This window comes from Brevibacillus gelatini (assembly GCF_003710935.1).
GTDB classification, from domain to species: Bacteria; Bacillota; Bacilli; order Brevibacillales; family Brevibacillaceae; genus Brevibacillus; species Brevibacillus gelatini.
Genome location: NZ_RHHS01000015.1, coordinates 199,059 through 213,307 on the forward strand (window position 1 = coordinate 199,059; position 14,249 = coordinate 213,307).

A 14,249-nucleotide genomic window follows, 5' to 3' on the forward strand; every position below is an offset into this window, starting at 1 on the left:
CCTCCTACACCCACCATGGAGTATGAATCGGCTCGCGCAAAATGACCTGTTGCAAGTTTTGCACGGCACGCTGGAAGCCTTCCTCGATTGACATGAGCGCATCTTCGTGCTCGATGCTGATGACGTAATCGTAGCCATTCATGCGCAGGGCGCTCATCATGTCCGCCCACGTCTGCTGCGAATGTCCGTAGCCGACCGTGCGGAAATACCACGCCCGCTCATTGAGATTGGCGTACGAATTCATGTCGGTCAGCCCGTACATGTTCACCTTTTCCTGATCGATATACGTATCCTTTGCATGGAAGTGGTAGATCGCTTTTTCTTTTCCCAATAGTTTGATCGCCGCTACCGGATCAATGCCTTGCCACCACATATGGCTCGGATCGAAGTTGGCTCCGATGGCGTCTCCGACTTGCTCGCGCAGCTTGAGCAGCGTCCCTGGCGTATGGACGAGGAAGCCACCGTGCATCTCCAAGGCGACCTTGACCTGATGCGACTTGGCGTAGCCGCCCCACTCCCGCCAGTACGGGATGAGCTTCTCGTTCCACTGCCAGTTCAGCACGTCGCGATATTCATTCGGCCATGGAGCGACAGGCCAGTTCGGGTACTTCGCGCCTTCGTGATCCCCGGCTGTACCGGAAAAACAATTGACGACAGGAACCTCCAAAAGCTCAGCCAGCTGGACCGTTTTGACAAACGTATCGTGCGACTGCCGGGCAAAGCTTTTGTCTGGCGAAAGCGGGTTGCCATGGCAGCTGAGTGCGCTAATCACCAGCCCCCGATCCTCAACGGCTTTGCGGTACGCCCGGCGCTTTTGCTCGCTTTCCAACAGCTCATCAAGCGGACAATGCGCATTGCCGGGATAGCAACCCGTTCCGATTTCCACCGCCTCCAGTCCCGCCTCCTTCACGTGATCGAGCATGTCCTCAAACGACTTTTCGCTAAACAGAACGGTAAACACACCGAGCTTCACATGTTTTCCTCCTTCATCATCGCTTTTATCGCTTTCTCGCGCAAAGCTTGCAGATTTATCTATGGGCAGATCGTGATGTTTCCTCGTTTATAGCGCTTACACTTTGCCGGATGACGAGATGGTGCGGCACGATGCTCATCCGCTCCACCGGCTCGTTGCGGATTTGCTTGAGCAGCTGCTCTGCCGCTGCCTTGCCGTACATGAACGGGTCGTTGTGCACGGTCGTCAGCATCGGACGGGTCAAGGAGGCCAGCTCCAGGTTGTCAAACCCCATGACCGAGATGTCCTCCGGGACGCGAATCCCGTGGTCGTGCAAGTAGTTGAGCACGCCGACAGCCATCAGGTCTGTGGCGACAAACACGGCGGTCGGGCGCACGTCTTCCTCCCAGATACGGCGCATGGCTTCATAGCCGCTTTTGGCGGTGAAATCTCCCTCCACGACAAAGCCGTCGTGAATCGGCAGGTCGTGCGCGCGCATCGCTTTGCGGTATCCGCCCATGCGGTCCAGCCCGCACGGAGGGTCCCACAGCGGACCGGAGACACAGGCGATTTTCCGGTGGCCCTGCGAGATGAGATAGGCTGTGGCATCGTAGGACGCTTGGACGTTGTTGACGTTCACGGTCGGGATCTGGTAGCCGGGCAAGTCATGGCCCGTCACGACCATCGGCACCTGCATTTCGTGGAGCGTCTGGAAGTTGCTCTCCAAAAAGTGAATGCTGGCGATGATGACGCCATCGAGCTGCTTTTCCTTGAACAGACGCAGATACTTCAGCTCTTTGTCCACCACCTCGTCCGAGATGGCCAGAAACATGCTGTAGTCGTCGTTGCTAAGCACGCTGTCAATGCCGTACGTGAGATTGGAGTAAAAGTTGTTGTTGATGTCCGGAATCATGACTCCGATAATTCGGGTCTCCTTGCTGACGAGACTGCGGGCAATCGCATTCGGCTGAAAGCCCGTTTCCTCAACGATGCGCAAAACCCGCTCGCGCAGTTCCGGTCTGACTGGTTTGGAGTTGTTCAATACACGCGAGACGGTGGCAATCGAGACGTTGGCGAGTTGAGCAATGTCTTTTATCGTGACTGGAATGATTTTTCACTCACTTTCTCACATTCAGGTAAACGTTTTCCTACCCCAAAAATAACATCGGATATTATTGTTGTCAATATTCTGTCACTTTCTCTTTTTCGACTTTTTCTGTCAAATTCAATGCCATTTGTCGAAAAATGCCACAAAAAAACCCAGAGGCTTTCCCCCTGGGCTATCTCCAAAAGCTCATGCAAAGGGTGTATATACCGGCAGCGAAATCTCTACCGTCGTCCCCATGTTCCGCTGGCTGCTGATTTTCATGCGCCCTTGATGGGCTTGAATGATTTTGTAGCTAATCATCAGGCCAAGACCTGTCCCTTTTTCTTTCGTCGTATAGAACGGCTCGCCCAGCTTTCGGATGCGCTCTTCGTCGATCCCCTCTCCCTGGTCCTGAATGCTCACAGAAAGGGTGTCTTCGATCTGCTGAAGCTGAATCGTGATGCACCCGCCACTTGACATGGCTTCGATCGCATTTTTTAAAATATGGATAAAGACTTGCTTTAACTGATTTTCTTCACAATTGACCATCGCCGCAGTCGCGTCCAGCTCCATCGTAATCTGCACGTTGTTTACAATCGCCTCGGTTTGCAGCAGCTCGACTACCTGATGCAAGAGCGGCGAGAGGCTGCGCGGCGTAAAGTTGACGGCCTGCGGCTTGGCGAGCACCAGAAATTCGTTCACAACCGATTGGATGCGATCCAGCTCGGAGAGGATCGTCTGAAAATACTCCCGCTTGTCATTGCCTTCCAGAATGAATTGGGTAAAGCCGCGAATCGAAGTCAGTGGATTGCGGATTTCATGGGCAACACCTGCGGCCAGTTGACCGACGACAGACAGCTTTTCCGATTTGCGCAGCAGTTCTTCCGTCTTTTTCAGCTCGGTAATGTCCCGGCTGATGACCAGCAGACCGTTACGCTTGCCATCCGGGTCAAAGATCGGAACCTTGTACACGTCAAAAATGCGGGTTTCGTCCTGGCTGATCGATACGCTCCCTTCCAGCCGCACTGGCTTGCCCTCTTCCCACACCTGCCTGTCCGATTCGGCACATTTCAGCAGTGCTCTTTTGTAATGGGGCGACAGTTGCGCAAGCTCTGCATTGGTCTTCCCCCGATAAGAAACGTCCTCCAGCTCAAAAATGCGCAGGCAGCTGTCGTTTGCTTCGATCCAGCGGCCTTCGCCGTCTTTGTAGCAGACGGAATCCGGCATGGCATTGATTAAAGTCCGCAGCAGCTTTGCATTTTCGATCAGCGCGGCCTCCATCCGCTTGTGCTCCGAGATGTCCCGCTGCGTCGCTACAAAAGCGAGCAGATTTCCTTCCGCATCCGGGAGCGGCAAAATGAAGGCGCTGACATCGAGCAAACTGCCGTCCTTGCGCTGCCGCACCGTCTCATACGACATTACATGGCGACTGCGCACGATTTCCTGCTGCAGCAATTGAAACTCCTCGCGCAAAAAATCGGGAACCGTGGGCAGCGTGTCTCCGACAACCTCTTGCTCGCTCCACCCGTACATTTGCTCAAAGGCGCGGTTTACCTTGAGAATTTTGAAGTCGACGTCGAGCACAACAATCGAATCCTCTGTATTACGCAAATACAGGTCAAGCCGTTCCTTCGTCGCTCGCAAATCCGCCTCGATCTGCTTGTGGCGGGTAATGTCTTTGGCGATCGCGTAAAAGCCGCTGATCTCATTGTCCACAAACATCGGAAAGTTGTGAATGCAGACATCGACGCTGTGACCGTTTTTATGTTTGAAAGCGATTTCAAATTCTTGCGGCCGAATCATCGCGTCCAGGTCGAACGGACGGGGGTGCTTGTCGGTGCATTCCGACAAAATCAGACTGCGGAGGTTGGTCGCCTGCAAATCTTCGACAGGATAGCCTACCAATCTCTCCGCCGACGGATTGGCGTCCAAGATGTTGCCCTGCAAGTCGCAGCAGATGATTGCCGCAGGGTTGTCTTCAAAAAGCGACCGGTAAAACAACTCGCTGCGGACGGTTGGCTTGGCCTTCTCTTCCGGCTCGGGCAGCTGTCCCCGTTCGCTGTTCGGTGAAGCAGCGCCTGCATCTACGGACGCGTCTTGCGCCCCTTTTTCGCAAAAAGCAGGCTCGTAACCGCTCGGCGGGATGGCGTAAACGACAGAGCCGATTGGTTTGCCGCCGTATATATAAGGAATTCGTTCAAAACGCCACGTTCCTTTCCGGTGCTCTGCCTCCCACTGCGATTTCGAAACAATCTTCAGTGCTCCTGGCGGTGCGCCGAGCAAATTTTGCTGATGATCGATCCAGCCTTGCTCGTACAGGGTCTCCGAGGCATGGATGACCTTGCCCCCGCGATCCAGCACCAAAAAAGGGCTGCACCCTGGAGATGACACGAGCTTGTAGAAGCGCTCCGTCAGGCGCAAACGCTCCTGCTCCAGTTGGTTGCGCAAGTAGTTTTCAACTGTTTGCTTCACGGAGATCACTGTTGCAAGCGACTGGGGATGGTTGACCCTCCACAAGCCAGTGAGGTTGAACACCCCCAGAATGTCACCGGTAGCAGGGTCGCGAATGGGCGCGGCCGAGCACGTCCATTTTTGCACCTCCTGACAAAAATGCTCTCCGGCGAACACTTGCACGGGGCTGCCTGTCACCAGCGAAGTCCCGATGGCGTTCGTTCCCGCCCGATTTTCCGCCCAAGAAGAGCCGAGGACAAAATTCATGTCTTCTGCTTTCAGCATGAGCGACAAATTGCCATCGAGGTGAACAATTTCGCCTGCTGCATTGCAAAACGTGACCAAGTGACCAGAATCCATCGCAGCTTCCTTCTGCTGATCCAGAAGCGGCTTGAGGATGCGCTGCAGCGAATCATCCTGCCAAAATGCCTCAATCTCTTCCTGCGACAGGGTGATCGCTGTTTTGTTGGTCAGAGGATGGATGCTTTGCTCCTGACAGCGTTGCCAGGATTCGTACATCAGCGGTCGAATGGCTGGTTTATCATTGATTCCTGAAACGTATCGTTCCCATTCCAGTTCAAGCTTTACTCTTTCTTCAGAAAGATTAGCAAATCGATCCAGAGCTATCCGCTGATTCATGGTCTCCACCCTCCAGATTAGAAAACTTGGCTGCGGCAAAAAAGTGGGTGCCCGCGATTTTACATGAAATCTTTCGACAATTTCTTGAAATTTCCTTTTTATCAAAAAATTTTTAGGCATACTTGAGCGAAAAAAATAGCCAGTGTGTCTTTTGGTGCTGCTACTGCCGAAAGACACACTGGCCAGCTTTTCGATGCGGGCACTGAGCGGAGGCCGGAAAAGAAGCCGTATGTTTCACGCTTCCGACTGAATGCGCCTGGCCTCTGCATACAGCACCTGAATAAACTTTTTCATATTGATCCGAATATCGGAGGGGGTAGAGGACGACTTGTTTTTCAACTCCGCCATTTTTTTATACACGAACGTGAAGTCAAAAAACTGCGAGGCGTAATTTTCGAACTTCCAGTTGGACAAATCGGACAGGCCGAGCGAGGCGAGATGGTTCAACGACTGATAAATTGCCCTTCTGACCCGTTGCTCCGATGCCTTGACCACCTTCATGACCTGCTCTTTATCCGCAGATTCGCCTAGCCTGGATTCCGCCACCGCGACAAAAATTTCCTTGAGCGCCGGAAAGCCGTTTTTGAACGTTTGCTTTTGCTCGTATTCGGCCAGGAAATCCAAAATATCGAGCAAGTCGTTGCTCCCGTTCTCGCCCGCAATGCCAAGCTCCGCCAAAAGGAATTGTCCCGCCTCGCGCAGCTGCTTTTCGTGTTTGACCGCTGGTACAGGGACCGTGCTCACCGGACTGAGCTGCAAAACCGAATGCAGCGATTTGTGGATGTCCTGGATCGACTTTTCCAGTCGAATTTTCTCAATCACTTTTTGCAAAATCGTCACCACTTCGATCCGGTTGATCGGCTTGATGATGTAGTATTCGCTGCCAAGCGCATAGGCTTGCGCGATCAAATCCTTCGATTCCACCTGGGAGAGCATCACGATCTTGCCCTTGAACGCCGGGCGGATTTGCCGGATCGTTTCAATTCCGTCGCGGACGGGCATGAGCATGTCGATCAGGACGATATCGACTTGGCGCATCGTCAGCATTTGCCCGTCGATGAGCGACCCGTCCTCGGCTTCCCCCACGACTTCTCCTAAATTTTCATCCTCAATAATCTCCGTCAACATCAGGCGCACGGCCTCATCATCATCGACTACATAAAAAAGCATCGTCTCACTCTTTCTCCCTTACATGTTTGATCGGCAGCCGGATGAAAAACTCGGTCCCAATTCCGGACACGCCATCGTGTACAGCAAGCTCCCCTCCCAACTCGTCCACTATCGCTTTAACGTAGGAAAGACCAATGCCTGTCGAGGGTATTCCTTTCAGGTCGTACTTGGTCGTAAAGCCTGGGGTAAAAATCAACTTTTTACGGCGAGGCGGAACCCCCGGGCCGTCATCCGTGATGCGGAGTTCCACAAAGTCTTCGGTCCTGTCCACGGAAATCACGATCCGCCCCGTATGCTGAATCGCTTCGACAGCGTTGGCGACGATGTTGTTGATGAGCGACAGCAGCGTAAACGCGTGGTAGTGCGGATGCTCGCCGGAAATGGTGCTGGAAAACTCGATCTGTTTTCGCAAAAGGCTCGCGTATTTCTCGTTGGAGCGCATGATGATGTCCACCAGTTGCTGGATGTCCATAAAATCCGACTTGTTTTCATGCGAAATCAGCTTTTGCAAACCCGCAAAAATGCGCTGGTTGTCCTTTTTGATTTCGTGGACTTCCCCTGCGATAATCAGCGCCTTTTTCGCGAACGACTCAACAGAAATTCGGTCGGGCATGCTCTTCAACGCCTGCAAGCCCTGGTACAGCTCAAAAGATTTGACGGTGATGTCCTCTGCGTTTTGCAGCGTCTTTTTCAGATGAATCGATTCCTCGTACAAATTGGAAATGAGCAGCAGCATGTGCTCGTGCTGGGTGCGCGTCTGCTTTTCCCGCGCCTGCGTCTCGTACAGCCGGATCATGTTCCAAAAGCTCAGGACGACAAAGCTGTGCGACAGCGCGATGACGAACATCTCCTGCAGCGCTCCCCACGTAATGACAATGTGGAACATGACGTATTGCGACAGCAGCTCGACCAAATCGGCCACGACCTCGACGATCATCCCGATAAAGGCGATCAAGAGCGTCTGCTCGCGAAACCGCTCGATACGTATGACGTAAAACAGCAGTGAATAGGAAAAGTAGAAGAAAAAGCTGGAATAGTGCTCCTGCATGGAAGCCGTCCAATCAAAAGGGCTTTGCGTGGAATAATCAAGCAGCAGACGAAAGCCGACGACGCAAAGCCCTGTCAAAAATCCGGGCAAAACCACCGGAAGCCGCTGGAACAACAGCAAGAAGAAGAAAAAAGTAGGAGCGCCAAAGCTGATCCGAAACGTCTCATTGACCGGATAAAATTTCAGCTCACCGGCAATCGGCACGGTAATCAGCATGAGCGCCAGGATGTAACCGTCTTTTTTTAATGGGGAATGCATGCAGCAAGCTTCCCCTCCCTGTCTAGTTTCTCACGATACCTATCATTATTTACCTTATCTATTCTTATATAGAATACCCGTGAACGACAAGTATAGAAAAAATATTTATATAAATGCATGAATATTTTTGTTGGTTTTTGTTTGATTTTGTAGGTTGGTTTTAAAGTGTTCAATATACCTTATCGCCTGATGTGGAAGCGCTTACGCTCCAAGACAAAAGGCTAGAAAGTACAGGATTTGGGGGGAAACATGTTTGTTTGAATCACCAACAATGACAAAAAGCAAGTGGGACCGCAAGCGGATGGACGAGCTGGAGCAATGGGTCGCCTACCATCGCCTTCAAGCGTCAGAAGGAAAATGCGCCAGCTATATTCCGGCCCTGCGGCGGGCAGACCCGACACATCTCGGCATCTGCATCATCGAGCCTTCCGGGCACAAGATTACGGCTGGAGAATGGGACGTTCCCTTCACGCTGCAAAGCATATCCAAAGTCGTCAGCTTTATCGCTGCCTGCTGCCACCACGGGATCAGCTACGTGCTGGATCGCGTCGATGTCGAGCCGACGGGAGATGCCTTCAACTCGATCATCCGGCTGGAGATGCACAAGCCGGGCAAACCGTTCAACCCGATGATTAACGCGGGCGCCATCACGGTATCTTCGCTTTTGCCAGGGGATACGCCAAAACAGAAACTGGACTATTTATACGCAATTTTCCAAAAAATTACATCTTCTGCCCCTGTCGTAAACGAAGAAGTGTTCGTCTCCGAATGGATGACGTCTCACCGCAACCGCGCGTTGTCCCATTACCTGAAGGATACGGGTTATCTGGACTGCGAGGTCGAGGAAGCGCTGGAAGTGTACCTGAAGCAATGCTCCATCGAGGTCAACACGGAGCAGATTGCGCTGATCGGTCTGATTCTCGCGCTCGATGGCTATCATCCACTGCGCGGCGAGCAAATTTTCCCCAAACAGGTCGTCCGGCTGGCAAAAGCGCTGATGCTGACGTGCGGTATGTACGACGCTTCGGGAAAATTCGCTGCCTACGTCGGACTCCCGGCAAAAAGCGGCGTGTCTGGCGGCATTATGACCTTGGTTCCTCCCATCCTGAAACGAGAGTCTCCTTTTCCCGACGGTTGCGGCATCGGCATTTTCGGTCCGGCAATCGATTCGTGCGGCAACAGTGTAGCAGGCGTATCACTGTTGAAGCAAATCGCGCACGAATGGGATGTCAGTATTTTTTAACCCAATCTATTCATTCGAGGTGACAAGATGCAACAATTTCTGTTAGACGTAGTAGGGTCCATTAACGACATTTTCTGGTCGTACATCCTGATTGTCATGCTGGTTGTACTCGGCCTGTTCTTCACGTTCAAGGGCGGCTTCCTGCAAATCCGCATGATAAAAGACATGCTGCAAGCCATTCGCGAAGGAAAGAAAGGTTCCGCTGCTGACAGCATCACGCCTTTCCAGGCATTTTGTATCAGTATGGCCGCGCGTGTCGGTACCGGTAACATTACGGGAATCGCCATCGCGGTTGCGCTGGGCGGCCCTGGCGCGGTCTTCTGGATGTGGATCATCGCCATCATCGGTTCTGCCTCTGCCTTTGTGGAAAGCACACTGGCGCAGATTTACAAAATCAAGGATAAAGACGGCTTCCGCGGCGGCCCTGCCTACTACATGGAAAAAGGTCTCAACAAACGCTGGATGGGTGCCCTGTTTGCGGTGCTGATTACCCTGTCGTTCGGTCTGGTCTTCAATGCCGTGCAATCCAACACGATTACACTTGCGTTTGAAAACTCCTTCGGCACGGATCGTCTGACACTTGGTCTGATTATGACCGTCGCTTTCGCTGCCATCATCTTTGGCGGAGTCAAACGCATTGCGAAAGCGTCTGAATACATCGTCATCGTGCTCGCTATTTTGTACATCGCTGTTGCGCTGTTGATCGTCTTGATGAACATTGACAAAATGCCGGAAATGCTAGCTCTGATTGTGAAAAGCGCCTTTGGTCTGGAACAGGTCGCTGGCGGTACGCTCGGTGCGGCACTCATGCACGGGGTAAAACGCGGTTTGTTCTCCAATGAAGCTGGTATGGGTAGTGCTCCGAACGCCGCTGCTACAGCTACGACAAGCCACCCGGTCAAGCAAGGTCTGATTCAAGCGTTTGGCGTTTTGACCGATACACTCATCATTTGTACAAGCACAGCTTTCATCATCCTGCTGTCCGGCGCGTACAAGCAGTCTGAATTGAGCGGCATCGAGTTGTCCCAGGCTGCTCTGTCCATCCACCTTGGCGACTGGGCATCGGCTACTCTCGCAGTGATGGTCTTCCTGTTTGCCTTCAGTACACTGATCGGTAACTACTACTACGGTGAGACAAACATCGAGTTTTTGAAAACAAGCAAAACATGGCTGCTGCTCTACCGCATCAGCGTTCTTGGCATGGTGCTGTTTGGCGCGGTGGCAAAAGTCCAGCTCGTTTGGGACCTGGCCGACTTGTTCATGGGTCTGATGGTTGTGGTCAACCTGATTGCGATTTTCATGCTGTCCAAGGTGGCCTTCGCCGCTTTGCGTGATTATCAAGAGCAGAAAAAAGCTGGAAAAGATCCTGTATTTTACTCCGACACCATTCCTGGTGCAGGAAACCTGGAAGCTTGGGAAGCATCGCCAGCCGCTGCGAAAAAAGAGCGGATCGGCTAAATTTTCACACTCGCTTCAAGAGAAGAAGCCTGAGTCCTTTGCCAAAAAGGACGCAGGCTTTCTTTTTTTGCGGTGGCTCCCCTACAGCCGAGGGTCGATCTCTTTTTCCTGTGCGACCGCAAACAGCATCGTCGCGACTGTCTGCTGATACGCCTCGTTCGCGGGCGAAATGTCTGCGAATTTGACGCGCAGCATGCTTTTGCCCAATTCGTGCTCCTTCATCGCCGCCCGCAGCTTTTGGCCGATGTTTTTTTGCTTCATCAGCTTTCGGTACTTGTGAGGAAAACGGTAGTCGTAACCGTAAATGATCGACAAGTAGTCGGCGTTACGCACCTTCATCGCCGGAACCGTCTTCTCGTTTGGCACGTCGGGCTTGATGACGATCCCCTCCATTTGTTGCTCCAGCGTCATTCTGGCGAAAAAGCGCGCAGCCTGTTCATACGCATCAGCCTCGTCCAGATCGACTACGAGGCAGTCATCCTCGCTGACAAACCGATACATGTCCGACGTTCGCCACTCCGGCAACCGTTCCTCCCCTGTTTCGTAGACGAGCTTCAACACGGCAAACGGCTTGTATTCCAGCTCACCAGCCTCGCCGTACAGCACCAGTTGCTGTTCGTACGTCGCATACGCTGCGAGCTGCTGATCGATGGGAACGAACGTTTCTTTGATCTCACGAGCATACTTGTAGTTCTGGTACAGCGTAGAGCCGTACTTGTCGGTCAGAGCGCTTTTGGCAAGATGATACTGGTCCTGTTCAAAGCCGCTGGCCTCGTATTCGTCCACAAGCCTGCGGAGCGCCTGCTCAAAGCCGTGCTCCTGCAAGTAGGACAGCTCGCTATGCAGCGCTTTTTCAATCGGCTTGAACTGCTTTTCAATCAGTCCCTCGCCAATCGCCCGCCACGGGAGCAGCTCTCCGTCCAGCAACATCATTTCCACTCGCTGTTCCTCCATGTACGAAGCGAATTTGTCCAAAAGCTTTCTGTAAATTGGCGTCAAGTCAACCTGTGTGATCTTGTAGCCGTTGCGGCTGACTGCAAAGCACTTTGCCAGCTCGCGGTGAAGGTAGATGTTGCAGCGGGAGCCCATGTATTTCGGCTGCAGCACGACCTGGCTCGCTCCGCGCTCCGCAAAGTAGCGCAAGCCCGCCCGAAGCGACTCCAGCTCGCCTGCGGCTTCGTCTTTGTCTGCTGGCGGCATCGTCCCGGAGATAAAGTTGATCTTGTTGTGCAGGCAGTATTGCAAGCGGTGCAGCTCGTCTTCCGCCAACTCTTCAAGCGATACGCGCTGTTTTTCCTGGAACAAGTCCGGCAGCTCTTCCGCAAGCGCCGCATGGTCAGAGCGTACGGATTTATACAAAGGCTTGTGCCCGATCACAACAGAGGTCAGGGCGTTGCCTTGTACGCATCCGGTGTCGAGGTGGAGCTTGTTTTTCAGGCGAAAAGCCTGTTTGGCTGCAATATGGCCGAAGACGTGATACGGATGGTTGCTGACCGTTTCCTCGCGCAAAAAGCCAAGCTGTTCTTCGAGAGAATGGGATCGATCGAGCCGGAAGTTTCGCTGGTGGCGCACGGAAACCGCGTCGAGCTTGCCGATGTACTTGTTTTTGCACGGAGCATGTGTCACGTAGTAAGACGGATTGGACTGTGCATGGCAGCGGTAAAAAGGCCGGGAAATCGCGCACAAATGGAAGAACTTTTCTTGCAGCAGCAAATCGTCCTGCAAGACAGCGACCGAATCGAAATACGTCGCGAGCAGCTCTGGCTCGACTCCCTTGATTTTTCCCTGCAAAAATTTGCGGACAAAGTTTTCATGGTTGCCCAGCACCAGCAAAAAATGCTCCTGGTTGTCGTACAGAAACTCGATGATCTCGCGGGTATGCTTGCCTTTGTCGATCCAGTCGCCCGCGAGAATGATTTTCGTGTTGCGCACCTTGTCTGTGGCCACAAGCCGGTTTTGGTCGAGCTGGTACCCATGGGCGACCAGCAGCCGTTTCAGCTCGTGCACGCATTCATGCACGTCGCCGATGATAATGTAACGCGTATCGGGGAGAAGCATCGTCGCCAAATAGTCGTCTTTGTCTGCGATCACGACCTGGTACGCGGGGTTGGCTGTTTTCTCTTGCGGCTCGTAAAAATCTTTGGCGCGGACGCGGTGAATGTTCGCGTACCCTTCTTTGGACAAGGCGCGCAGAACTTCCTTTTTCAGCCGGAGAATGTGGTTCGTAATCAGCTTTTTTGACCGCTCGGAGGCGTAATAGTCCTCGCGTTTGCGGTAGTCGAAAACGATGGCTTCCAGGTTGTAGTGGTTCTCACGGGCGATCTCGCAGACTTTGGCCCGGAAGTCTTCGGCAAGGCCAGTCGTGTCGACGACGACAAACGGCGCGTTGATCGGAAACGTTGTGACGAGCCGCAGCTTTTCAAACAGGAGCGAAAACGCCTGCTCGCTCGCCTCCAGCATGATCTGATCGTATTTGTCGTACGCATGCCCGAGCAGCTCCTGCCGCAATTCGTCCGAGGAAATGTACGCCACATTGGCCTTGAGCTTTCTCGCCTCATCCTCGATGCGAAGCTGCGGTATCAGCACTTCTTTGGCAAAGGTCGTTTTTCCGCATTCGGTCGGACCTACGAGCATGAAAATCGTGTGCAGTTGTGTGGAAATGCGCATCGGTTACGTCCCCCTTTTCCTGAAAATGACCCCTTGCGTTGTCGGAGAGCCGTTTACTCGGTCGCCAATCGCGACGAACTCCGCCTGGACGTCCGCTTCTTGCACAATCTCGTGCATCCAAGCCTGAAAAGCAGCCTGCCCCATTTCCCAGCGGTGGTCGTCGTGGCGAAACCCGGTCAGCTCGTAGTACGGGTTAAAGTCGGCATTCGGTGTCGTGATGATAAAACGGTCAAAATCGACTTGTCGGCACAACTGCAAAATGAGCGCCCGCGCTTCATCCTGGCTCATATGCTCGATCACTTCGGTCAAAATGATGTCGACCTGTTCGCCGTTGTAGTCGTGCAAAAAATCATCGACAGACGGAAACACGACGATATTGTCGACTTCTTTGGCAGCTGCTTTGCGATTGACGAGCGCCAGCCGCTCTTCGTCGATGTCAACGGCGTAGTAGCAATGTGTCATCTTCGCGGCAAACGGCAAGGCGTAAAACCCTTCGCCGCAGCCGACATCGAGAATCGGCCGGGCAAAAGAAAGCTGCGAAGCGATGAAGTTTCGCCGCTGCAGCCCGGTGCTGCCATATTCGAGCTGAATGGTGTACCGATCTGTCTGTTCCAGCTGCGACTTGTACTTGTGAAAATGCTCCCGCCGAACCAGAAACTGGCGCGCGAACAGGCTGCGAATGTAAAACGGGGCATCCACTGCGTTGATGCTCTTGATGTATTTGTCGAGAATCCCCTCGGAAATATCGAGATGCTCCTTGCCAAACGTAGCGAGAAACAGACAGAGCACACTTGCCACATGCAGCAGATCGTACAAGCTTACTTGCGTGCGGATCGTCAGGGCGTAGCTTTTATGGGCGTGATGCCGGATCTCGAACGAAAAGTCCGGAAGATGCTTCTGAAAAAACTCGATGTAGCGCACCAGCTCGATGTGGATCATGTTGATGAAAAACATGTGCGTGTACCCTTCTATGTCGCGCACGTCTCTCGTTTTCATCGTTGTTGAAAAAAATTCATTGATCGCGTTGAGCGGAAACAAAGGCGTGTTGTAGCGCGACACATTGAGGTATTCAAACCGCTCTTCGGCAAACTGTTTGTACGATACTTCGTTGTCGGCATCCTTGAAATAAATGTGGTAGACGGAGCTTTCCGAATACCAGCCGCAGGCGATGCCTTTGCGCATCGACCGGAGCGTCATCCCGGACGCCGGATTTTTCCTGATAAGATACGAGAAGGCCGGGTTCTCTGAGCGCAATTGGACGATGGCCATGTTCGTT

Annotated in this window: 9 protein-coding genes; 2 read left to right on the top strand and 7 right to left on the bottom strand. The window is 52.9% G+C overall.

From position 1 onward, the window contains the following. Positions 1-4: 4 nt before the first annotated feature. The 5 genes from EDM57_RS05925 to EDM57_RS05945 form a co-directional block, all read right to left on the bottom strand. On the bottom strand, positions 5-973 hold the full coding sequence (locus EDM57_RS05925) for a sugar phosphate isomerase/epimerase family protein (RefSeq protein WP_122903847.1): 969 nt from the start codon (positions 971-973) through the stop codon (positions 5-7). A 55-nt stretch (positions 974-1,028) separates the two neighbouring features. After that, positions 1,029-2,063, bottom strand: a complete 1,035-nt coding sequence (locus EDM57_RS05930) for a LacI family DNA-binding transcriptional regulator (RefSeq protein ID WP_342771468.1) — start codon at positions 2,061-2,063, stop codon at positions 1,029-1,031. Positions 2,064-2,246: 183 nt separating this feature from the next. Continuing rightward, a complete protein-coding gene (locus EDM57_RS05935; protein WP_122903849.1) occupies positions 2,247-5,129 on the bottom strand; it encodes a PAS domain S-box protein in 2,883 nt (960 codons plus the stop codon). Positions 5,130-5,363: 234 nt separating this feature from the next. Further along, positions 5,364-6,299 (bottom strand): response regulator, encoded by a 936-nt coding sequence (locus tag EDM57_RS05940; RefSeq protein WP_122903850.1) that lies wholly within the window; start codon positions 6,297-6,299, stop codon positions 5,364-5,366. A gap of 4 nt (positions 6,300-6,303) precedes the next feature. Beyond that, positions 6,304-7,605: an ATP-binding protein gene (locus EDM57_RS05945; protein WP_122903851.1), complete on the bottom strand. Its 1,302-nt coding sequence runs from the start codon at positions 7,603-7,605 to the stop codon at positions 6,304-6,306. Between the two features lie 271 nt (positions 7,606-7,876). Here EDM57_RS05945 and EDM57_RS05950 point away from each other — a divergent pair, with 271 nt between their 5' ends. After that, positions 7,877-8,848: a glutaminase gene (locus EDM57_RS05950; protein ID WP_122903852.1), complete on the top strand. Its 972-nt coding sequence runs from the start codon at positions 7,877-7,879 to the stop codon at positions 8,846-8,848. A 27-nt stretch (positions 8,849-8,875) separates the two neighbouring features. Further along, the gene (locus EDM57_RS05955) at positions 8,876-10,306 is read left to right on the top strand and encodes an alanine/glycine:cation symporter family protein (protein WP_122903853.1); all 1,431 of its coding nucleotides are present in this window, start codon (positions 8,876-8,878) and stop codon (positions 10,304-10,306) included. An 81-nt stretch (positions 10,307-10,387) separates the two neighbouring features. On the opposite strand, the gene EDM57_RS05960 is transcribed toward EDM57_RS05955, so the two are convergent. Then, a complete protein-coding gene (locus EDM57_RS05960; RefSeq protein WP_122903854.1) occupies positions 10,388-12,973 on the bottom strand; it encodes a metallophosphoesterase in 2,586 nt (861 codons plus the stop codon). A 3-nt stretch (positions 12,974-12,976) separates the two neighbouring features. After that, the gene (locus tag EDM57_RS05965; RefSeq protein ID WP_122903855.1) at positions 12,977-14,242 is read right to left on the bottom strand and encodes a class I SAM-dependent methyltransferase; all 1,266 of its coding nucleotides are present in this window, start codon (positions 14,240-14,242) and stop codon (positions 12,977-12,979) included. Positions 14,243-14,249: the final 7 nt, after the last annotated feature.

Excerpts from the sequence above, each read along its gene's own strand:
- EDM57_RS05935 (WP_122903849.1), bottom strand. The coding sequence starts at position 5,129 with ATGAATCAGCGGATAGCTCTGGATCGATTTGCTAATCTTTCTGAAGAA.
- EDM57_RS05940 (WP_122903850.1), bottom strand. The coding sequence starts at position 6,299 with ATGCTTTTTTATGTAGTCGATGATGATGAGGCCGTGCGCCTGATGTTG.
- EDM57_RS05945 (WP_122903851.1), bottom strand. The coding sequence starts at position 7,605 with ATGCATTCCCCATTAAAAAAAGACGGTTACATCCTGGCGCTCATGCTG.
- EDM57_RS05950 (WP_122903852.1), top strand. The coding sequence starts at position 7,877 with ATGACAAAAAGCAAGTGGGACCGCAAGCGGATGGACGAGCTGGAGCAA.
- EDM57_RS05955 (WP_122903853.1), top strand. The coding sequence starts at position 8,876 with ATGCAACAATTTCTGTTAGACGTAGTAGGGTCCATTAACGACATTTTC.
- EDM57_RS05960 (WP_122903854.1), bottom strand. The coding sequence starts at position 12,973 with ATGCGCATTTCCACACAACTGCACACGATTTTCATGCTCGTAGGTCCG.
- EDM57_RS05965 (WP_122903855.1), bottom strand. The coding sequence starts at position 14,242 with ATGGCCATCGTCCAATTGCGCTCAGAGAACCCGGCCTTCTCGTATCTT.